The 20448-nt window shown below is 70.9% G+C and carries 21 protein-coding genes; 14 read left to right on the plus strand and 7 right to left on the minus strand.

The genetic code is table 11. The features are described from left to right. The first annotated feature begins 38 nt into the window (after nucleotides 1–38). Together RIC31_RS02920 and RIC31_RS02925 are read left to right on the plus strand one after the other, a co-directional pair. Nucleotides 39–1226, plus strand: coding sequence for a pentapeptide repeat-containing protein (locus RIC31_RS02920; RefSeq protein WP_350102856.1), 1188 nt, complete (start codon nucleotides 39–41; stop codon nucleotides 1224–1226). Between the two features lie 102 nt (nucleotides 1227–1328). Then, nucleotides 1329–2471, plus strand: coding sequence for an aminotransferase class V-fold PLP-dependent enzyme (locus tag RIC31_RS02925; protein WP_350102858.1), 1143 nt, complete (start codon nucleotides 1329–1331; stop codon nucleotides 2469–2471). Nucleotides 2472–2477: 6 nt separating this feature from the next. Here the strand turns inward: RIC31_RS02925 and RIC31_RS02930 are convergent, their stop codons facing one another. Beyond that, nucleotides 2478–3140: a hypothetical protein gene (locus tag RIC31_RS02930; RefSeq protein WP_350102860.1), complete on the minus strand. Its 663-nt coding sequence runs from the start codon at nucleotides 3138–3140 to the stop codon at nucleotides 2478–2480. Between the two features lie 202 nt (nucleotides 3141–3342). On the opposite strand from RIC31_RS02930, the gene RIC31_RS02935 reads away from it, so the two are divergent. The 4 genes from RIC31_RS02935 (at nucleotide 3343) to RIC31_RS02950 (ending at nucleotide 7623) form a co-directional block, all read left to right on the plus strand. Beyond that, complete coding sequence (locus RIC31_RS02935) at nucleotides 3343–4611, plus strand: MFS transporter (protein WP_350102863.1); 1269 nt, start codon at nucleotides 3343–3345, stop codon at nucleotides 4609–4611. Nucleotides 4612–4667: 56 nt separating this feature from the next. Next, a complete protein-coding gene (locus RIC31_RS02940) occupies nucleotides 4668–6176 on the plus strand; it encodes an FAD-dependent oxidoreductase (protein ID WP_350102865.1) in 1509 nt (502 codons plus the stop codon). Between the two features lie 65 nt (nucleotides 6177–6241). Continuing rightward, a complete protein-coding gene (locus RIC31_RS02945; protein ID WP_350102867.1) occupies nucleotides 6242–6928 on the plus strand; it encodes a 3-oxoacid CoA-transferase subunit A in 687 nt (228 codons plus the stop codon). Continuing rightward, nucleotides 6925–7623 carry a 3-oxoacid CoA-transferase subunit B gene (locus tag RIC31_RS02950; RefSeq protein ID WP_350102869.1) on the plus strand — a complete coding sequence of 233 codons (699 nt, stop codon included), beginning with the start codon at nucleotides 6925–6927 and terminating at the stop codon, nucleotides 7621–7623. The genes RIC31_RS02945 and RIC31_RS02950 overlap by 4 nt, the downstream gene beginning before the upstream one ends. A 15-nt stretch (nucleotides 7624–7638) precedes the next feature. Here RIC31_RS02950 and RIC31_RS02955 read toward each other — a convergent pair whose 3' ends face one another. Next, nucleotides 7639–8190, minus strand: coding sequence for a dihydrofolate reductase family protein (locus tag RIC31_RS02955; protein WP_350102872.1), 552 nt, complete (start codon nucleotides 8188–8190; stop codon nucleotides 7639–7641). Nucleotides 8191–8304: 114 nt separating this feature from the next. Here RIC31_RS02955 and RIC31_RS02960 point away from each other — a divergent pair, with 114 nt between their 5' ends. Then, nucleotides 8305–8814: a winged helix-turn-helix transcriptional regulator gene (locus RIC31_RS02960; protein WP_350102876.1), complete on the plus strand. Its 510-nt coding sequence runs from the start codon at nucleotides 8305–8307 to the stop codon at nucleotides 8812–8814. A gap of 14 nt (nucleotides 8815–8828) precedes the next feature. On the opposite strand, the gene RIC31_RS02965 is transcribed toward RIC31_RS02960, so the two are convergent. The 3 genes from RIC31_RS02965 to RIC31_RS02975 form a co-directional block, all read right to left on the minus strand. Continuing rightward, complete coding sequence (locus RIC31_RS02965; protein WP_350102880.1) at nucleotides 8829–9245, minus strand: VOC family protein; 417 nt, start codon at nucleotides 9243–9245, stop codon at nucleotides 8829–8831. Between the two features lie 15 nt (nucleotides 9246–9260). Continuing rightward, a complete protein-coding gene (locus RIC31_RS02970; protein ID WP_350102883.1) occupies nucleotides 9261–10232 on the minus strand; it encodes a lysylphosphatidylglycerol synthase domain-containing protein in 972 nt (323 codons plus the stop codon). 114 nt (nucleotides 10233–10346) lie between these two features. After that, complete coding sequence (locus RIC31_RS02975) at nucleotides 10347–10940, minus strand: PAS domain-containing protein (RefSeq protein WP_350102887.1); 594 nt, start codon at nucleotides 10938–10940, stop codon at nucleotides 10347–10349. Between the two features lie 137 nt (nucleotides 10941–11077). Here RIC31_RS02975 and araD point away from each other — a divergent pair, with 137 nt between their 5' ends. The 6 genes from araD to cydB all read left to right on the plus strand — a co-directional run bounded on the left by araD (nucleotide 11078) and on the right by cydB (nucleotide 18419). Then, a complete protein-coding gene (gene araD / locus RIC31_RS02980; RefSeq protein WP_350102890.1) occupies nucleotides 11078–12802 on the plus strand; it encodes an L-arabinonate dehydratase in 1725 nt (574 codons plus the stop codon). Nucleotides 12803–12940: 138 nt separating this feature from the next. After that, complete coding sequence (locus RIC31_RS02985) at nucleotides 12941–13639, plus strand: SDR family oxidoreductase (RefSeq protein ID WP_350102893.1); 699 nt, start codon at nucleotides 12941–12943, stop codon at nucleotides 13637–13639. A 21-nt stretch (nucleotides 13640–13660) separates the two neighbouring features. Further along, entirely contained in the window at nucleotides 13661–14896 is a 1236-nt protein-coding gene (locus RIC31_RS02990) for a TCR/Tet family MFS transporter (protein ID WP_350102897.1), read from the plus strand. 99 nt (nucleotides 14897–14995) lie between these two features. After that, the gene (locus tag RIC31_RS02995; RefSeq protein ID WP_350102902.1) at nucleotides 14996–15856 is read left to right on the plus strand and encodes a TauD/TfdA dioxygenase family protein; all 861 of its coding nucleotides are present in this window, start codon (nucleotides 14996–14998) and stop codon (nucleotides 15854–15856) included. Between the two features lie 107 nt (nucleotides 15857–15963). Further along, nucleotides 15964–17382, plus strand: a complete 1419-nt coding sequence (locus RIC31_RS03000) for a cytochrome ubiquinol oxidase subunit I (RefSeq protein WP_350102906.1) — start codon at nucleotides 15964–15966, stop codon at nucleotides 17380–17382. Nucleotides 17383–17387: 5 nt separating this feature from the next. Continuing rightward, complete coding sequence (gene cydB / locus RIC31_RS03005; RefSeq protein ID WP_350102908.1) at nucleotides 17388–18419, plus strand: cytochrome d ubiquinol oxidase subunit II; 1032 nt, start codon at nucleotides 17388–17390, stop codon at nucleotides 18417–18419. A gap of 37 nt (nucleotides 18420–18456) precedes the next feature. On the opposite strand, the gene RIC31_RS03010 is transcribed toward cydB, so the two are convergent. Beyond that, nucleotides 18457–19092, minus strand: coding sequence for an NIPSNAP family protein (locus RIC31_RS03010; RefSeq protein ID WP_350102912.1), 636 nt, complete (start codon nucleotides 19090–19092; stop codon nucleotides 18457–18459). A gap of 62 nt (nucleotides 19093–19154) precedes the next feature. Here RIC31_RS03010 and RIC31_RS03015 point away from each other — a divergent pair, with 62 nt between their 5' ends. Beyond that, complete coding sequence (locus tag RIC31_RS03015; protein WP_350102916.1) at nucleotides 19155–19547, plus strand: lipocalin-like domain-containing protein; 393 nt, start codon at nucleotides 19155–19157, stop codon at nucleotides 19545–19547. A 30-nt stretch (nucleotides 19548–19577) separates the two neighbouring features. Here RIC31_RS03015 and RIC31_RS03020 read toward each other — a convergent pair whose 3' ends face one another. Continuing rightward, nucleotides 19578–20435 carry a GNAT family N-acetyltransferase gene (locus tag RIC31_RS03020; RefSeq protein WP_350102921.1) on the minus strand — a complete coding sequence of 286 codons (858 nt, stop codon included), beginning with the start codon at nucleotides 20433–20435 and terminating at the stop codon, nucleotides 19578–19580. Nucleotides 20436–20448 lie beyond the last annotated feature (13 nt).

Here is a 20448-nt window from a genome sequence, read left to right on the forward strand (position 1 = left end):
ATCTCATGACCAGAGTTCCGTTCACTCCGCGCGATGTCGTGCTTCGCAAACTGGCGTCCCACCGGCGCTGGCTGGACGGTGCCGATGACGGGGTGCCGGCGTCGTTCGCGCTTTCCAATCTGTTCGGCTTCGACTTCACCGGGGCCGACCTGCGCGAAGTCGATTTCGCCGGAGCGTCCCTGCAGGGCGCCCGGTTCGTCGGCGCCGACCTGACCCGCGCTGTCCTGTCCGGCGCCGACCTGTCGGGGGTGAGCTTCGCCAATGCCACGTTGTTCGAGGCCGACCTGACCGGTGCACGCCTGGTGGGGGCCGTCTTCGAGGGCGCCGACCTGCGGTCGGTCTCGCTGCGTGGTGCGTCCGGGTTGCCGGCAGAGTCCTCGGCCGGGTCGCCGGCGCGCGGCGATCCGGTGATCTTCGCCGGCGCCCGCATGCACAGCGCCAACCTGACCGGCGCCAGGCTCGAGAGTGCGGTGATGGCGCAGACCGACCTGACCGGCGCGAATCTCGAGCGTGCATCGCTGCGGCGGGCCTCGATGTCCGGGGCGGTCCTGCGAAACGCGATCCTGATCGACGCCGACCTCAGCCACGCCGACCTCACCGATTCCCTGGCGACCGGTGCCGATCTGTCGGGCGCCCAACTGGAAGGGGCGACGGTGGAGCGCGCGAATTTCGTCGGAGCGCGACTGCGGGACGTCGACCTGAGCCGGGTCGACACCTCGCTGGCGCGGCTGACGCCGCCGACCGACGCGGTGACCACCGAGGTTCAGCGCACGCTGGTCGACCACGATCGCTGGGTGCGCAGCGACGGCAAGCGCGGTTCGCGGGCGTCGCTCGATGGGGTCGACCTGGCCGACGCCGACCTGCGCGGCCTGAATCTGTCCGGTGCCGACCTGCGCGGCGCCGTGCTGCGCCGGGCCTTGCTGACCGACGCGCTGCTGGTCCTGGCGGACCTGTCGGGTGCCGATCTGACGTTGGCGTCGCTGGCGCGGTGCAACCTGTCGGGCGCCAATCTGGCCGGTGCCAACCTGTCGCGCGCCGACCTGACCGACGCGATCATGACCGCCGCGTCGATCCTGACCCATTCAGGCGAGGATACCGGGCGTCGCCAGCGCACCCGGCTGGGCGGCGCGGTGCTGACCGGGGCAGTCCTCAACGGCGTCGACCTGGACGATACCTCCCTGACCGACACGGCGACCCAGGCGACCGGTACCGACCAGGCCCACTGACGCCGCGCCGGCATCGGCGTGGCAGTCCGCCCATGCTGAGGGTTAACGCGAGCCCGGCTCGGCTCTACAGTCGAGCCGTCAACGACCTGCCGGAGCCACCCGATGTCCCTCGCGAACCAGCGACACCTGTTCGACATGCCGGACGGCGTGGTCTACATGAACTGCGCGGCCCAGGGGCCGGCGCCGATCGCCGCCCGCGACGCCGGTCGGCGCGCCGTCGACCGGAAGGCCCGGCCCTGGGAACCGGAACGCCAGCGACTGACGGCCGAGATGGCGCGGTGCCGCGAACTGTTCGCCGGCTTCATCGGGGCCGCGGCGGACGACATCGCGCTCACCGGCGCGACCAGCTACGCGATGGCCGTGGCGGCGGCCAACGTCCGGGTCGAACCCGGCAAGACCATCGTGATGCTGGAGGCGCAGTTTCCCTCGAACTACTACATCTGGCGCCGGGTAGCGGCCCGCGACGGCGCCGAGGTGGTGATCGTGCCCCGGCCCGCGGACGGCGATTGGACCAGCGCCGTGCTCGAGCGGCTCGGACCCGAGACCGGGCTGGTGGCGCTGCCGAACGTGCACTGGGTGGACGGTGGGGTGGTCGACCTGCTGCCGATCGCGACGGCGGCGCATGCCGACGGCGCCATCCTGGTGATCGATGCGACCCAGTCGGTCGGCGCCTACCCCTTCGACGTCCGCCGTATCGACCCGGATTTCGTGGCTTGCTCGGCCTACAAGTGGCTGCTCTCGCCGGACCAGTCCGGCTACCTGTATGTCGCCCCGCGGCACCAGCATGGCGAGCCGGTCGAGCACAACCACGCCACCCGGATCGGCGAAGCCCCGATGACGCTGTCGCCGGGCTACGGCGAGCGGTTCCGGCACGGGGCGTCGCGCTTCGACCAGGGAACCGCCGATTCCATGATCCATGTGCCGATGGCCGCCGCCGCGATGGAGCAGATAGCGGAATGGGGCGTGGAGCGCATCGCCGGCGCGATGGCACCGCTGGTCGACCGGATCGCCGACGAGGCCGAGGTCCGGGGCTGGCGGGTGCCGCCAAAGGCGCACCGGTCGCCGCACTTCATCGGCCTCACGCTGCCCGAGCCACCGGCTCCGGACCTCGCCGAGCGGCTGGCGGCGGAGGACGTGCATGTGAGCCTGCGCGACGGCAGGATCAGGGTCAGCCCCTATCTCTTCAACGCTGTCGAGGATGTGGCGGCGCTGTTCGCCGCGTTGGACCGGGCGCTGCGGCGCTGACGACGCTCAGCCGGCGACCGCGGTCGCGTCCGGAACGTCGAGCGCGACGGCCGGGGCCGGGCGCTGGACCGGAATCCGGCGCTGCCGGACCTCGGACATGATCACCCCCGAAACCCCGTCGCCGAGCACGTAGTGGGCGGCGATCTTCAGGGTCTGTTCCATCTTGGCTTTGGAGTACCGGATCACCGGGTCGGTGACGGCGACGGCGAAGGCGTTCTCCAGATAGCTCTTCAGCATGTCCGGGTTCTGCTTGAGCTTTACCAGCGGATGCTCGGTGTCGAGCGCCAGCGTGACCTTGCAGGAGCATTCGAACCGGGAGAGCGTATCGCCGCCGGGGGGGCTGGTGACGATCGCGTAGGGCAACGGCACCAGGATCGACGCCCGGCGGATGGCTTCCAGCCGCAGCCGCATCAGATGCGCGACCACCGCACCGGCGCCGAACAGGACGCCCAGCTCCAGGACGCGAATATAGGTCGAGTATCCGAACACCGGGGCCTGCGCGTTGAACAGAAGAACCGTATCCAGGATGTAGATGGCACCGACGACCGTGAGAGCGATGGTCGCCATCAGGGCGCAGGCGATTGTGGCGAGCCAGAGCAGGTAAGGGATGTCGATTACCTGACCGACCGTCAGCGCCGCAGCCACCGCTTTGCCGCCTTTTGTCGCCATCTGATCTGTCGCCTCCCGATCTCGTCCGATAAGCCGGACATTGCCTTCAGCGGTAATATAGTTCAGTCCAATCGGCTTTTCAATCGGAAGCTAGAAGCGGATTCACGCTTTCCGAATGGCTTGCCGATCCCGCGATCGGGCGGGCTGACAACGGTCGGTGCCGGCGCTACCGTTCGCCGACCCGCCCCGAGAGACCCCCGAGATGCCCGCCGCCACCGGCACGCGCGCGATCCTGCGCACCCTTCGCCAACCCGACTACGGCCTGTACACGCTGGGCAACAGCGTCTCGCTGATCGGCATGTGGATGCAGCGGGTGTCGGTCGGCTGGCTCACCTGGGAACTGACCCATTCGGCGACCTGGCTGGGCGCGGTGGCGTTCGCCGACCTGTTCCCGACGGTGTTCGTCGGCCTGGTCGGCGGGGTCGCCGCCGACCGCTTCGACCGGGTGCGGATCATCATGATCTGCCAGGCGATCGCCATGGTGCTGGCGGCCGCGATGGGCGTCCTGACGCTCGCCGGCCACATGACGGTCGGCTCGCTGTTGGTGCTGGTCCTGCTCGGCGGCATCGTCCTGGGCTTCAACCAGCCGTCCCGGCTGGCACTGGTGTCGAGCCTGGTGCCGCGCGAAAACCTGACGACGGCGGTCGCGATCAACTCGATCGTGTTCAACCTCGCCCGGTTCGTCGGCCCGGCGTTGGCCGGTCTGGTGATCGTGGCGGCCGACGTCGGCTGGGCGTTCGTCGCCAACGCCTTCAGCTATCTGGCCATGCTGGCGGCGCTGATCGCGATCCGGCACCGCAACCCGGCGGCGGGAAGGGACCGCAGCGCCGTGCGGCCGGCGCGCTCGGGCCTGGTCGCCGACATCGGCGCCGGCCTGGCCTATGCCGCCCGGCACCCGGGCATCGGGCCGTTGCTGGCGCTTCACCTGGTGGGCTCGATCATGGTGCGGCCGGTGCTCGAGCTGCTGCCGGGCTTCGCGGACCACGTGTTCCAGGGCGGCGCCGACACCCTGGCGACCCTGACCTCGACGGTCGGCGTCGGGGCCGTGATCGGCGGCTGGCTGCTGGCGCGGCGGACCGGGACGACCGGGCTGGTGACCCTGGTGCTGGCCAGCACCACCGGCGTGTCGATCGGCGTGCTGGCCTTCGTGGCGACCGACATCCTGTGGGTCGGCATCGCCTCGGCCGGATTCCTGGGCGGCGTGATGGTGGCGTCAGGGGTCGGGCTGCAGACCGTGGTCCAGCTGGCGGTCGAACCGGCAATGCGGGGCCGGGTGCTTAGCCTGCACGGCCTGATCTTCCGCGGCGGCCCCGCGGTCGGGGCGCTGATGATGGGCACGGCCGGCGACTTCGTCGGCCTGCGGTGGCCGCTGGCCGCCGGTGCGGTCGTCGGGCTGGCGATGGTCGCCCTGGTGGCGATGCGGCGCGCCCGCCTGCGGGAGGCGATCGAGCGGCCGGACGAGCAGCCGTGACCGGCACCGGCACCGCCGCTACTGTCGAGATCGATCGGGCGCGAACGGGGACGGCGATGACGGGCGTGGGGCTGGCGGGCGAGCGGCTGGCGGGCGACGGGCTGGCGGCACTGGAGCGGCAGGCGGCCGCCGACCTGGAGCGCATCGCCTATCCGCGCGGCGCCTGGGTGCCGGCGCGTCAAGACGGCGACGGCCGGCGGGTGCTCGACGTGCTGGTGGTCGGCGGCGGGCAGGGCGGTGTGGCGATCGCGCACGGGCTGCTGCGGGCCCGGGTCGACAACTTCCGCATCGTCGACCGGGCGGAACGCGGCCTGGAGGGGCCGTGGCTGACCTACGCCCGGATGGCGACCCTGCGGTCCCCGAAGGAGGTCAACGGCCCGGACCTGGACGTGCCGTCGCTGACCTTCCAGGCCTGGTTCGAGGCGCAGCACGGCGCCCCGGCCTGGGCCGCTCTGAACAAGATCCCCAAGCAGGACTGGGCGGCCTATCTGCTGTGGCTGCGCCGGGTGCTGGGTATCCCGGTCGAGAACCGGGTCGAGCTGCGCCGGGTCGAGCCTGACGGCGAGCATCTGCGCGCCACGCTGGTCCACCTGGACGACGGCCGGACCGAGACGGTGGCCGCCCGCAAGCTGGTGCTGGCGACCGGCATCGAGGCGTCCGGGCGGTGGTGGACGCCGCCGGCGGTCGAGGCGCTCGACCGGCGGTTCTGGGCGCATACCGGCGATTCGATCGACTTCGCGGCGCTGGCCGGGCGCCGGGTCGCCGTGCTGGGTGCCGGCGCCTCGGCCTTCGACAATGCCGCCACCGCGCTGGAGGCCGGTGCGGCCGAGGTGACCGTGTACTGCCGGCGGCCCGACCTGCAGCGCGTGCAGCCGTTCAAGTGGCTGTCGTTCCCGGGTTTCCTCGGGCATTTCGCCGAGTTGGACGACGCCTGGCGCTGGCGCTTCATGAACCACCTGCTGACCCTTCGCGAGGCGTTCCCGCGCGAGACCTGGGAGCGCGCCGCCCGCCACCCGGGCTTCCGGTTGGAGACCGGTGCCGAATGGCAGCGCTGCGAGGCGGTCGGCGGGGCGGTGCGGCTGCATACGCCGAGGGGCCTGTTCGAGGCTGATTTCCTGATCGTCGGCACCGGCTTCGACGTCGACCTGGGCGTCCGCCCGGAGATGGCCGGCGTCGCCGGGCATGTCGCCCTGTGGGGCGATCGCTTCGAGCCGCCGGCCGAGGAGCGCAACCCGCGGCTGGCGCGCTATCCCTATCTCGGCCCGGGCTACGAGCTGCTGGAGAAGGTCCCGGGCGCGGCCCCGTGGCTGCGGCACATCCGGCTGTTCACCTACGCCACCACCGTCAGCTTCGGGCCGTCGGGCGCGTCGATCAACGCCATGAAGTTCGCGGCACCCCGGCTGGTGTCGGCGATCGTCAGCGACCTGTTCCGCGAGGACGTCGCGGCCCACTGGGATTCGCTGCGCGCCTACGACCTGCCGGAATTCCTGCTGACGGGCGAGACCGGCGAGGCGGCGCCGGTAAAGCCGGTGGTCGAGCGGCAGGCCGACGGCAGGTTCCGCTAGCCGCACGGGCTGGACGCCGCGGACGGCGGCGCTATGGTGGCGCACCGACAGCAGCGGAGCGTCGCATGGCCATCGACAAGATCGTCCCGAGCGTGGCGGAGGCGGTCGCCGGAATCACCGACGGCATGACCATCATGATCTCGGGCTTCGGCTTCGCCGGGGTGCCGAACGACCTGATCCACGGCGTGCTCGACCTGGGCGTGACCGACCTGACCGTGATCTCCAACAACGCCGGCACCGGCACCGAGGGGCTGGCGGCGCTGATGGGCAGCGGCCGGGTGAGGCGGATCATCTGCAGCTATCCGCGCTCCAAGGGCTCCGACAATTTCGACGCCCGCTACGCCGCCGGCGAGATCGAGCTGGAACTGGTGCCGCAGGGCACGCTGTCCGAGCGCATGCGCGCCGCCGCGGCCGGGGTCGGCGGGTTCTACTGCCCGACCGGGGTCGGCACCGACCTGGCCGCCGGCAAGGAGGTGCGGACCATCGAGGGCCGGGACTACGTGCTGGAACTGCCGCTGCGCGCCGACGTGGCGCTGGTGCAGGCGCAGGCCGCCGACCGCTGGGGCAACCTGACCTATTCGAAGGCGGCGCGGAGCTTCGGCCCGGTGATGGCGATGGCCGCCGACCTGACGATCGTGCAGGCCAAGGAGATCGTGCCGCTCGGCGGGATGGACCCGGAGACCATCGTCACCCCGTCGGTGTTCGTCGACCGGGTGGTGCATATCGACAACCAGCGGGAGTGGGACATATGAGCGCGACCGTGTCCGCCGACGCCGTCACCCGCCTCAGCCGCCGCCAGCTGGCCTGGTGGGCCGCCCAGGCGATCCCGGACGGGGCCTATGTGAACCTGGGGATCGGCGTGCCGACCCTGTGCGCCAACGTCATGCCCGCCGACCGCGAGATCGTGCTGCACAGCGAGAACGGCGTGCTCGGCTTCGGCCCGGCCCCGGCCGCCGGCTCGGAGGACCGCGACCTCATCAACGCGTCGAAGGAGTACATCACCATGAAGCCGGGCGGTGCGTATTTCATGCACACCGACGCCTTCGTGATGATCCGCGGCGGGCATCTGGACTTGGCCCTGCTCGGCGCCTTCGAGGTGTCCGGCAGCGGCGACCTGGCGAACTGGACCACCGGCGACCGGCGGTTCCCGCCGGGGGTCGGCGGCGCCATGGACCTGGCGGTCGGCGCCAAGGCGATCTGGGTGCTGACCGAGCACACCAGCAAGAAGGGCGAGCCGAAGATCGTCCACAAGTGCAAATACCCGCTGACCGCCGCCGGCGTGGTCCGCAAGATCTTCACCGACCTGGCCGAGATCGACGTGACCCCGGCCGGGCTGGTGGTTCGGGCGATGGTCGAGGGCCTGACCCTGTCGGCGCTGCAGGCGGTCACCGAGCCGAAACTTGCGCTGGCCGAGGACTGCCGGACGATGGCGGTCCCGGCGGCCTGAGCGGGATCGCGGCCGCTACCCGGCCGCGGCGTAGGTCAGGATCGTCCCGCCGGTCTTCAGCGGGCGCGCGCCCTCCAGGCGCATCCGGATCGGCTGGTCCTGCGGCTTGAACAGCGGGGTGCCGCCGCCCAGCACCACCGGCGCCAGGCACAGGCGGTATTCGTCGACCAGACCGGCGGCGAGCAGCGAGTCCAGCAGGTCGGCGCTGCCGAACACGTAGACGTCCTTGCCGTCCTCCGCCTTGAGACCCCTGACCGACTCGACCGCGTCGCCCTTCAGCAGCCGCGTGTTGTTCCAGGTCGCCTCGTCGAGAGTTCGGGTCGCGACCGCCTTCTCGATCGAGTTCATCATGTCGGCCACCGCGCCGGTCTCGGCGGTCCAGTAGCGGGCCATGCCCTCGTAGGTGCGGCGCCCGAACAGGACCGTGCCGATCTCCTCGCCCTGCTCGAGGGAGAAGGCCTCGAGCTCGTCGCCCCAGACCGTCTCGTGGAAGCCGAGGTCCCACGGGGCCCGGCCCTCGAAATAGCCGTCGAGGGTCATCAGATTCCAGGCCAGCAGCCGTCTCATCGCCTCTCTCCTCCGCGTGTCGCGGTTGATCGAGAATAAACCAGTTGCAAAACGCAATTGGTTGCAGCCTGCCTGAACTGATACGATATTGCAATCGGTTTTCGGGGGTCGGCGATGCGCAACGAACAGAGGTCCGGCTGCCCGATCAATCTGAGCCTTGAGGTGTTCGGCGATCGCTGGAGCCTGATCGTTCTCCGCGACATGATGTTCGGTAACCGCCGGCACTTCCGCGAGATTCTCTCACGGTCTCAGGAGGGCATCGCCTCCAACATCCTGTCGGCACGCCTGAAGCATCTGCTCGATCTCGGCATGATCACCAAGGCCGACGACCCGAGCCACAAGCAGAAGGCGATCTACAGCCTGACCGAGAAGGCGATCGAACTGGTGCCGGTGTTCGCCACGCTCGGCGCCTGGGGCCGTCGCCACCTGCCGGTCAGCCGCGAGTTGGCCATCCGCGCCCGGCTCCTGGAGGAGGGTGGCCCGGAGCTCTGGGCGGCGTTCATGGAGGAATTGCGCAGCCTGCATCTCGGCGCGCCCAGGAAGCCGGGTGCGCGCCCGGTGCTGGCCGAACTTCGCGCCGCCTACGAGAGGGAACTGGCGGAGGTCGAGGCCGAGGCCGGGTGATGAGTCGGCCGGGCTCAGCCGTCCCGGCTGCCCTGCGCCGGGTCCGCGCAGAAGATCGCGAGCTTGTTGCCCACGGGGTCGCGGAGATATCCGACATAGAAGTGTGCGCTGTACTCCGCCCGGAAGCCGGGGGCGCCCTCGTCTGAACCGCCCGCCCGGAGGCCGGCGGCGTGAACGCTGCGGACCATCTCGTGCGTCCCGGCCCGGAAGGCGGTCATGGAGCCGTTGCCGACGGCGGCCGGTTTCCCGTCGTATGGCTTCTTCACGTAGACCGTGGCGGAGCCGCCGTCCCGGCCGGGCACTGCCGGCGCGGTGAACGCGATGCCCTCCGGACTCTCGGTCTTCTCGTAGCCGAGCGGGGTCAGGACGGCGGCGTAGAAGCGTCCCGAGGCCGCGACGTCGTTGGCGCCTATCGTGATGTAGCTCAGCATCCGGTCACTCCTGCTCTACCGCCGCGGCTTGCGGAACGAGGCGGCCGCGAACAGGGTGGTCGCCAGGGCCAGCGGCCCGAGATAGTAGATCAGCCGGTAGGCCAGCATGGCGGCCAGCAGCGACTCGGTCGGCAGCTCCGGCAGCATCAGCACCATCGCGCCCTCGAACACGCCCAGGCCGCCCGGTACGTGGCTGGCCAGCCCGATCGAGGTGGCGACCACGTAGAGCCCGACGAAACCCACGGGGCCGATCGGCAGGTTCGGCAGCAGCACGTAGAGCGCCAGGCCGGCCAGTGCGATGTCGATCGCCGGGACGACGATCTGCAGCGGTGTCAGCACCGGTCCGGGGGTTTCCAGCCGCCGTCCGCGCCATTCCACGTGGCGTCGCCGGATTCCCAGCAGCAGGTAGGCGAGCAGCCCGAGCAGCAGCGCCGCCCCGGCGGCGTGGGTCACGATCGGCGGGCCGGCGACCAGCCGGGCGATCCGGTCGGCCTCGCCGAACATCGAGACGCCGGCGACCAGCGCCGCTCCCAGGCAGAAGGTCCAGGCGGTGAAGGTGCTGACCAGCACGATCTGACCGACCGAGAGCCCGGCCGGCCCGTATAGCCTCAGCCGGGCCGAGCCGCCGGTGATCAGGGCGAAGCCGAGGTTGTGGCTGAACACATAGGCGCAGAACCCGGTCACCGACGACCGCAGCAGCGAGACCTTGGCCCGCACATAGGCGATGCCGAGCCGCTCGTAGACCAGCAGCGCGATGTAGCTGGCGATCGTCAGCAGCACCGACAGCAGCAGCCCGACCTGCGGCAGGCGCTCGAACTCGGCGAGGACGTCGGCCAGGCTGACCTTCGAGAACTCCCGGTGCAGCACCCAGCCGGCACCGCCGAGCAGGGCGAGGCCGACCGCCGCCTCGGCGGCGTAGCGCAGGCGCCGAAGAAGAACGGTTCGCCGGTCGCGGGGCGCCGGCGGCGGGGCGGAGGGCTCGGTCATGGCGCGGCCTGTATATGGTAGTCCGCGGCCCGATGCCATGGGCGAAAGCGCACAACCGGCGGCGTCCCGGACCGGCCGGCCGCAGCCGGTTGCCGGCGCCGGCGGAGGCACCCGTCATTCCGCAGGTCCGCGGCGAATCGGCACGTTGCAGACCACGATCCGGTCGACCCGATCGTCGGCGTCGCACATCGGCAGCGCGAGCCGGCACCAGCGGTAGATGACGGAGACCTCGCGGACCGCATCGTGCTCGGCATAGACCGCCGCGCGCCACTGCACGATCGCCCGGTACTGGGTGCCGAACACCACCGGTCCCGGCGGGTTGAACGAACTCAGCCAGCGCCCTGTCATGTCGCGGCGGTGGTGCTCGGCGACGTGGCTTCCGTACAGCCGGTACAGGAAGTCGGAGGCGTCGGCATTCGGTTCGATGAGCATGATGTAGCCAAGCGCCGACACCACCTCTGTCGGATCGAAATCCGCCGAGCGCGGCAGCCCGCCCCGGCGGTCGCGCTCCCGGCACCAGTATTCGGCCATGCTGCGGTGCGCCGGCAGGCGGAACAGGGCGGGATCGACGAGGTTTGCGGGGATCGAGAGATACTCGTGGCGTTCCAGCCCGTAGCTCTCGGGATCGGGCATCGGGCCGCGCAGGCGGTCGCCGGAGACCGGCGGGTCCGTCAGCTGGGTGAGGCGGCCGGCGTCGATCGGGACCATGCCTGCTCCTCCATCCGGACGACGTTGCCGGATCTGCCGGGATGCGCGGCTCTGCTTGACCATGATGCGCCCGGGTGCTCGACTCGCGATCGGCCGCGCCCGCGGTCCAAGGATAGTCCGCATCCCGGGAGGAAGCGATGGCGCGGAAGCGCTACGAGGATCTGCGCAGCTACCGCTGGTACGGGGCCGACGACCTGAGGTCGTTCGGCCACCGCTCGCGCACCCTGCAGATGGGCTACGACCGTGCCGACTGGTCGGGCAAGCCGGTGATTGCGGTGATCAACACCTGGTCCGAGATCAACCCCTGCCACACCCACTTCAAGGACCGGGCTGAGGAGGTCAAGCGCGGCATCTGGCAGGCCGGCGGGTTCCCGGTCGAGCTGCCGGCGATCTCGCTGAGCGAGCCGTTCCAGAAGCCGACCACCATGATGTACCGCAACCTGCTGGCACTCGAGGTCGAGGAGCTGCTGCGCTCATACCCGGCCGACGGCGCGGTGCTGATGGGCGGCTGCGACAAGACCACGCCGGCCCTCCTGATGGGCGCGGCCAGCATGAACCTGCCGGCGATCTTCGTGCCGGCCGGGCCGATGCTGCGCGGCAACTGGCGCGGCAAGAGCCTGGGCAGCGGTTCCGACACCTGGAAATACTGGGCCGAGCTGAAGGTCGGGAACATCACCCGCAAGGACTGGGAGGAGATCGAGGACGGCATCGCCCGCACCCCCGGCACCTGCATGACCATGGGCACCGCCGCCACGATGATGAGCGCGGTCGAGGCGCTCGGCATGTCGCTGCCGGCCTCCAGCGCGATCCCCGCGGCCGACTCCAACCACTCGCGCATGGCCAGCCAGTCCGGCCGTCGGATCGTCGAGATGGTGTGGGACGACCAGAAGCCGTCCGACGTGATGACCGAGAAGGCGTTCGAGAACGCCATCATGACGGTGATGGCGATCGGCGGCTCGACCAATGCCGCCATCCACCTGCTGGCGATGGCCGGCCGGCTCGGCGTGCCGATCGACCTGGACCGCTTCGACAGCCTGTCGCGCCGGACCCCGTGGCTGGCCGACATCCGGCCGTCGGGCAGGTTCCTGATGGAGGACTTCTACTACGCCGGCGGGCTGCCGGCGCTGATGGGCGAGCTGCGCGACCTGCTGCACCTGGATGCGGTGACGGTCAGCGGCCGGACCCTGGGCGAGGATATCGAGCGGGCCGACGTCTACAACGAGGAGGTCATCCGCCGCCGCGCCAACCCGCTGAACAAGGAGGGCGGCCTCGTCGTCCTGAGGGGCAATCTTGCGCCCGACGGCGCGGTCATCAAGCAGACCGCCTGCGACCCCAAGCTGCTGAAGCACAAGGGGCCGGCGGTGGTGTTCGCCGACTACAACGACATGGCGGCGCGGATCGATGACCCGGACCTGCCGGTCACGCCCGATTCGGTCATCGTGCTGAAGCACGCCGGCCCGCAGGGCGGCCCGGGCATGCCGGAGTGGGGCATGCTGCCGATCCCGAAGAAGATCCTGGAACTGGGTGTCCGCGACATGGTGCGGATCTCCGACGCCCGGATGAGCGGAACCAGCTACGGCACCTGCGTCCTGCACGTCGCGCCCGAGAGCTGGGTCGGCGGACCGCTGGCGCTGGTAAAGGACGGCGACATGATCGAGCTGGACGTCGCCGGAAGGCGCCTGCACCTCGACGTCTCCGACGCCGAGCTGGACGCCCGCCGGGCCGCCTGGGTGCCGCCGGCCCGCAAGTTCGAGCGCGGCTTCGGGGCGATCTACGCCGACCACATCACCCAGGCCGACAAGGGCTGCGACTTCGACGTGCTGATGGGCACCAGGCCGACCCCGGAACCCGAGATCCACTAGCCCTTCGCGGGCCGCTTCGCGGACGCCTCAGGATGAAAGGGAGCAACCGGTCGACACTCCCTGTCGCCTTGAGGTGCCGCGCATCGCGCGGCCGCGAAGGGCCGGCCGGCAGACGACGAGCAGCTTGAGGACCGTCCCATGACCCGCACCGCCATCGTCACCGCCGCCGGCTCCGGCATGGGGGCGGCGATCGCCCGCAAGCTGGCCGCCGACGGCTGGTCGCTCGCCATCCTGTCGTCGTCCGGCAAGGGCGAGGCCCTGGCGGCGGAACTCGGCGGCCTGGGCGTCACCGGCTCGAACCTCGACCCGGGGGTGCTCAAGTCGCTGGTCGACCGGACCCTGGAGCGCTGGGGCCGCATCGACGCGGTGGTGAACTCCGCCGGCCACGGCCCGAAGGGCCCGGTGCTGGAGCTGACCGACGAGGACTGGCACCTCGGCCTCGATGTCTACCTGATGAACGTGGTGCGCATGACCCGGCTGGTGGTCCCGGCGATGCAGCAGCAGGGCGGCGGCAGCATCGTCAACATCTCGACCTACGCCACCTTCGAGCCGGAGGCGGCGTTCCCGACCTCCGGCGTGTTCCGGGCCGGCCTCGCCGCCTTCACGAAGCTGGTGGCGGACAACTACGCGGTCGACGGCATCCGCGTGAACAACATCCTGCCCGGCTTCATCGACAGCCGGCCGGAGAAGGAAGAGTTCCGGGCCCGCATCCCGATGGGCCGCTACGGAAAGGCCGAGGAGATCGCCGAGGTGGCGGCGTTCCTGGCGTCCAACCGGTCGAGCTACATGACCGGCCAGAACCTGCGGGTCGACGGCGGCATCACCCGGTCGGTCTGACGCCGGCCCGGGGGAACCGTCATGGAGGCGACCGGGCCCGATCGGAAGACCGCCGACAGTCACGCCACAGGCTTCGTCTGCGTGACGGTCGCGCTGGACGCCATGGGCATCGGCATCATCATGCCGGTGATGCCGGACCTGATCCGCGAGCTGACCGACCTGCCGATCGGCCCGGCGGCGCTGTGGGGCGGCTACCTGACCTTCGTCTATGCCGTGATGCAGTTCGCCTTCGGGCCGACCGTCGGCAGCCTGTCCGACCGGTTCGGGCGGCGGCCGGTGCTGATCGCGTCGCTGGCCGCCCTGGCCGTCGACTACCTGATCATGGGGCTGGCGCCCTCGCTCTGGCTGCTGTTCGTGGGCCGGCTGCTGGCCGGGATCGCCGGCGCCACCCATTCGACCGCCAACGCCTTCGTGGCCGACGTCACGCCGCCGGTGCGCCGGGCGGCGGCGTTCGGGCTGGTCGGCGCCGCCTTCGGCGTCGGCTTCATCCTCGGGCCGGTGGTCGGCGGGCTGGCCGGCGAACTGGGGACGCGGGCGCCGTTCTTCGTGGCGGCGGCGCTGGCCTTCGCCAACCTGTGCTACGGCGCCGCCGTGCTGCCGGAGAGCCTGGACCCGGCGCGGAGGCGGCGGTTCTCCTGGGCGCGCGCCAACCCGCTCGGCGCGGCGGCGCAGGTCGCGCGGCTGCCGAAGGTGGCATGGCTGGTCGCGGCGTTCTTCCTGTTCGGCCTGGCGCATTATGTCTACCCGGCGATCTGGGCGTTCTACGCCAAGGCGGCGTTCGCCTGGGGCAGTGCCGAGATCGGGCTGTCGCTGGCGCTGGTCGGGGTCGGCTTCGTGGTGGTGCAGGGCGGGCTGATCCGCCTGGTCCTGCCGCGGCTGGGCGAGGCGCGGACCGCCTGGGCCGGCTTCGTCCTTAGCATCGCCGGCCTGCTGTGGGTGGCGTTCGCGACCGAGGGCTGGATGGCGCTGGCGGTGATCCCGGTGGTGGCGCTGGGGGCCGTCGTCACCCCGGCCCTGACCGGGCTGATGGCCAATGGCACCCCCGACGACGCCCAGGGCGAGCTGCAGGGCCTGCTGGCCAGCGCCACCGCGGTCACCATGATCGTCACGCCGCTGTTCGCGACCCAGCTGTTCGGCCACTTCACCGGCCCGGCCGCGGCGACGCCGTTCCCCGGCGCGCCGTTCCTGGCGGCGGCGATCGTCATGGCGCTCGCCCTGGTTCCCTTCGCGATCGGCCTGAGACGCGTGCCGTCGTGAGAGCGTGAGCATGGACGCCGCGCCCGCATCGCGCGAAACTCCGTTTCATGCCAGCCGGCCCAGACCGGCGGACCAACGAACCCGCATGGAGGAGACGGCGTGTCCTACGAAACCATCCAGGTGACCCCGGTCGGCGGGTCGATCGGCGTGGAGATCGCCGGCGTGAACCTCGCCGAGCCGCTGTCCAACCGGCAGGCGCAGGAAGTGCATGAGGCGTTCCTGGCGAACTCCGTCGTGTTCTTCCGCGACCAGACGCTCGATCCCAACCAGCAGAAGCGGGCCGCCCGGCTGTTCGGCGAGCCGGTGGCGATCCCGTTCGTGAAGAGCCTGGACGGCCATCCCGAGATCATCGACATCGTCAAGGAGGCCGAGGACGCCGGGAAGTACAACTTCGGGGGCAACTGGCACACCGACACCACCTTCCTGGAGACCCCGGCGCTCGGCTCGCTGCTGTACGCGCTGGAGGTCCCGCCGCGCGGCGGCGACACCCTGTTCGCCGACATGTACGCCGCCTACGAGACCCTGTCGGACGGCATGCGCGCCCTGCTCGACGGCCTGACCGCGGTGCATACCGCCTCGCGCTCCTACGGCAGCCAGTCGAAGTTCCAGGGCGGGCGCAACGCCTCGGTGTCGATGAAGATCGACGCCAGCGAGGAGGGCGACAGGCTGATGGAGCACCCGGTCGTGCGCACGCACCCGGAGACCGGCCGCAGATGCCTGTTCGTGAACCCGAACTACACCCTGCGCTTCAAGGGCATGACCGAGGCCGAGAGCAGGCCGCTGCTGGAGTTCCTGTACGCCCACTGCATCCGCGACGAGTTCGTCTGCCGGTTCCGCTGGCAGGCCGGGTCGGTCGCGGTCTGGGACAACCGCTGCACCATGCACCGGGCGGTCAACGACTACGACGGCCATCGCCGGCACGTCCGCCGGGTCACCCTGCAGGGCGACCGGCCGCACTGAGCCCGGGCCGGCCGATCGGCGCGGCACCGTTCCGCGTCGTCCGGGGTTGCAGCGGTGAGGCTCGCGGGTGACCCTGCGGCCGTCGCATGCAACCCCCGGGGGTGCCGATGGACATCGATGCACTGCTGTTGTCGCGGATCCAGTTCGCCGCAGTCATCACCTTCCACATCATCTTCCCGTCCTTCACGATCGGGCTGGCCAGTTGGCTGGTGGTGCTGGAGGCGCGCTGGCTGCGGACCCGCGACGAGGCGTGGAAGCGACTGTACCGGTTCTGGCTGAAGATCTTCGCGGTGTCGTTCGGGCTCGGCGTGGTGTCCGGCGTGGTCATGAGCTACCAGTTCGGCACCAACTGGGGGCCGTTCTCGGTGTTCGCCGGCGAGGTGATCGGCCCGCTGATGGGCTACGAGGTGCTGACGGCGTTCTTCCTGGAGGCGTCGTTCCTCGGGATCATGCTGTTCGGCTGGGACCGGGTCGGCGACCGGATCCACTTCCTGTCGACGGTGCTGGTGGCGGTCGGCACGCTGATCTCGGCGTTCTGGATCCTGTCGGCGAACTCCTGGATGCACACCCCGGCCGGCTACGAACTGGTCGACGGCAGGGCGGTTCCGACCGACTGGCTGGCGGTGATCTTCAACCCGTCCTTCCCGTACCGCTTCGCCCACATGGTCGTCGCGACCTTCCTGGCGACCGGGTTCGCGGTGGCCGGCATGGCGGCGATCGCGCTGCGGCGGCGGCCGGGCGACACCGGGGCGCGGCGCAGCCTGGCGATGGCGCTCGGTCTCGCCGCCGTGCTCGCCCCCGCGCAGGTGTTCATCGGCGACGCGCACGGCCTCAACACGGCCGAGCACCAGCCCGCCAAGCTGGCGGCGATGGAGGGGCACTGGCGCAACCAGGGCGACGACGGGGTGCCGCTGCTGCTGTTCGCCTGGCCCGACCAGGACGCCGAGGAGAACCGCTTCGAGATCGCGGTCCCGCACGGCGCCAGCCTGATCATCACCCACAGCTGGACCGGCAGCTTCCCGGCGCTGACCGACTTCCCGGCCGACGAGCGGCCGCCGGTCGCGGTCGTGTTCTGGGCGTTCCGGGTGATGGTCGGTCTCGGCCTGCTGATGGTGCTGACGGGGTTCTGGGGGATGTGGCGGCACTGGCGCGGCCGGCTGTTCGAGGACGGCCTGTATCTTCGCCTGGTGCCGTTCATGACGCCGGCCGGCTTCCTGGCGATCCTGGCCGGCTGGTTCACCACCGAGATCGGGCGCCAGCCCTGGGTGGTGCACGGGCTGCTGCGCACCGCCGACGGCGCGTCCGGGGTTCCGGCCAACCAGGTGATCAGCTCGCTGACCGGCTTCGCGGTGGTCTACACCGTGATCTTCGGCGCCGGGCTGTACTACGTCGCCCGGCTGCTGGCCCGCGGCATCGTCGTCGACGAGCGGGAACCGGCGGCCGGACTGCCGGCGCTGCAGCAGCCGAAGCGACCGCTGTCGGCGCTCGACCGCGGGGTCGACGCGGGCGGCCCGGCGGGAGGGTGAGCGCGATGTTCGAGAGCTTCACGGAGGCGACCGGCCTGGCCCTTTGGCTGCCGCTGGCGGCGGCCGCCGTCATCGGCCTGGCGGTCGCCATGTACGTGCTGATGGACGGCTTCGACCTGGGCGTCGGGATCCTGTTCCCGGGCGCGGCCAGACCGGAGTGGCGCGACGCCATGATGGTGTCGGTGGCGCCGGTATGGGACGGCAACGAAACCTGGCTGGTGCTGGGCGGCGGCGGGCTGCTGGCGCTGTTCCCGCTGGCCTACGCCACGCTGCTGCCGGCCTTCTACCTGCCGCTGACGCTGATGCTGCTGGCGCTGATCCTGCGCGGCGTCGCCTTCGAGTTCCGGTTCAAGACCGAGGCGCACAAGCCGTTCTGGTCGGCCTCGTTCCACATCGGCTCGGTGCTGGCGACGCTGTCCCAGGGCGTCGCGCTCGGGGCGTTCGCGGAAGGCACCGCGACCTTGGAGGGGGCCGGGCACTGGGCCTGGCTGACGCCGTTCTCGGTGTTCGTCGGGCTCGCCATGCTGGCCGGCTACGGCCTGCTGGGCGCCACCTGGATCGTCAAGAAGACCGAAGGCGGGCTGCAGGCCTGGGCCCGCGAGGTGGCGCAGCGGCTGGTGATCGTGGTGGCGGTCGCGATGGTGATCGTCAGCATCTGGATGCCGACGGTCGCGCCCGAGGTGGCGGCGCGCTGGTACGGCTGGCCGAACATCGCGCTGCTGGCGCCGGTGCCGCTGCTGGCCGGCGTGTTGTGCGTGGCGATCTTCGTCGGCCTGCGCCGGGGCGGCGAGGACCTGCCGTTCTACGGCAGCTTCGCGCTGTTCCTGACCGGCTACGCCGGGCTGGCGGTCAGCCTGTTCCCGAACCTGGTGCCGGGCCGCTACGACATCTGGCAGGCGGCGGCCGGCCCGAAGTCGCTCGGCTTCGCCCTGGTCGGCGTGGTCGTGATGATCCCGATCATCCTCGGCTACACCTTCTACAACTACCACGTCTTCCGCGGGAAGGTGCGGGCCGAGGACGTCGACGCGTACCACTGACCGCTCCGATACCCGGAGCCCGATGCACTTCCGCCGCCTACCGCATCGGCGAGTGCGTCCACGGCGTCAGGATCGCGGTGCTCATCTCGTCGAGCATCTCCGGGCCGTTCTTCAGGTACTCCCGCCATTCCGGGTCCTTGCCGGCGGCGGCCCGGACCTCGGCGCGGTGGTTCAGGCTGTCGTACACCCACATGTGGCTGACCTCGTTCGGCTGGCCGGCCTCGGTCAGCCAGACGCCGACGTTCTTCGAGTATTTCTCGCGCGCCGGCAGCACGTCGCGCAGCGCCTCGGCATAGGGTCGCGACTTGCCGACCCGGCAGCGATAGGTCCGGTACTCGTAGACGTGGCCGGTGCCCTCCGGCGCGAACACCGGCTTGATCGCGTGCATCAGGCGGATGTCCTGGCGGCGGATCAGCGGCCCGGCGACGCTGAGGTACCGGTTGCGCCAGTCGGCGTTCTGGCCGAGGGCGGCGCGCAGCGCTTGGCGGGTGTTCAGGTCGGCATAGGACCACAGGTGCATGACCTGGTTCAGCGGCCCGATCTCGGTCAGCCAGTAGCCCTCCAGCTTGCCGTAGTCGTCCTTGCGGATGTCGCGGCCGATCTCGGCCGACAGCCGGGCCAGTTCGGGCGCCATGCCGATCGGGGTGGTGTAGGTCCGGAATTCGTAGATCATGGGACTCCTCCCTGGAGCGGCCGTCCCGGCCGTTCGTTGTTCCGTCGCGAGGACGCTAGCAGATGCGGGATATCGTCGGCACCTGGCGCCTGGTCACGACTGCCGCGCATGACCGCGACGGCAGGGCGCTGCCGCAACCCTACGGTCCGAGCCCGATCGGCACGGCCACCTTCACCGCCGCGGGCCGGATGATCGCGGCGCTGTGCGACGGTCGCCCGGAGGTTCCGGGCGGGGCGCCGCGCGAGTATGTCTCGTATTGCGGCGACTACCGCTACGACGGCGCGATCCTGGCGACCCGGGTCGACGGGACGTCGGACGCCCCGCGCATGGGCACCGAGCAGGTGCGTCGCGTCGCGTTCGACGGCCATCTCATGGTCCTGCGGCCGCCGGAGGACACCGTCGACGGCGTTGCCCGGCAGCGGGTGCTCACCTGGGAGCGGATCGCTCCGGCCTGACGGCCGGTCGCCACCGCCGGGATCCGCCGGTCAGAACAGCACCGACGGCAGGAACGCACCCTGCGGCTCGTTGTACAGCCCGAGGCTCATCAGCGTCATCGTCTGGGTCACCCGTAGGCCGTGCTCCAGGCACCACCGGAACAGCGCGGCGTTTCGGATCGGCACCAGCAGGCCGGGGCCCGCGAAGCCGGTCGCCGACGCCACCAGGGCGATCACGTCGGGCGTGGTCTCCCCGACGGCGTGGCCGAAATAGCCGATGCCGGTCGTATAGCCGGTCAGGCGGCCGTCGCGTTCGACCACGGCACCGGCTCCGCTCAGCACCGCCTCGCGGAACTCGACGGTTCGGGCGTGCCCGTGGACCCGCCGGCAGAGGGCGGCGGCCGGCGCCAGGTCGGCCTCGCCGGCGGCGCGTACCCGACAGCCGTCAACGGCGGCACCGATCGGTGCGCCCTGCATGGTCGCGACGGGCTCGCGGGCGACGAAGCCGAGCTTGGAGTACAGCGACAGCGATCGCAGGTGGTAGGCGGCCTGCAGTAGCCGGACACCGGCCAGCCCCTGGTCCTCGGCGTGATCGAGGACCGCCTGCATGAGCCGGCGGCCGACCGAGGCGTTCTGGACCGACGGGTCGACCGTGATCGGGCCGACGCCGGCGACCGGACCGGCCTTCAGCAGGAAGTTGCTGCCGACGATGCGGCCATCCAGTTCGGCCACGACCGCATGGACGTCCGGCCGTCCGATCAGATGCTCGATCAGCCCGACCGCCACGTCGGCGTCCGGGAAATCCGCCGGGAAGCGGTGGGCCCCCGAGATCGCGCTGAAGGCCTCGTAGCAGATGGTGCCGGCCCGGGCCGCATCGGCCGGGGTGGCGAGGCGTGTTGTGACGGCCATTGTCCGCTCCGGC

Origin of the sequence: Thalassobaculum sp. (assembly GCF_040219615.1) — a bacterium.
Classification (GTDB): Bacteria; Pseudomonadota; Alphaproteobacteria; order Thalassobaculales; family Thalassobaculaceae; genus Thalassobaculum_A.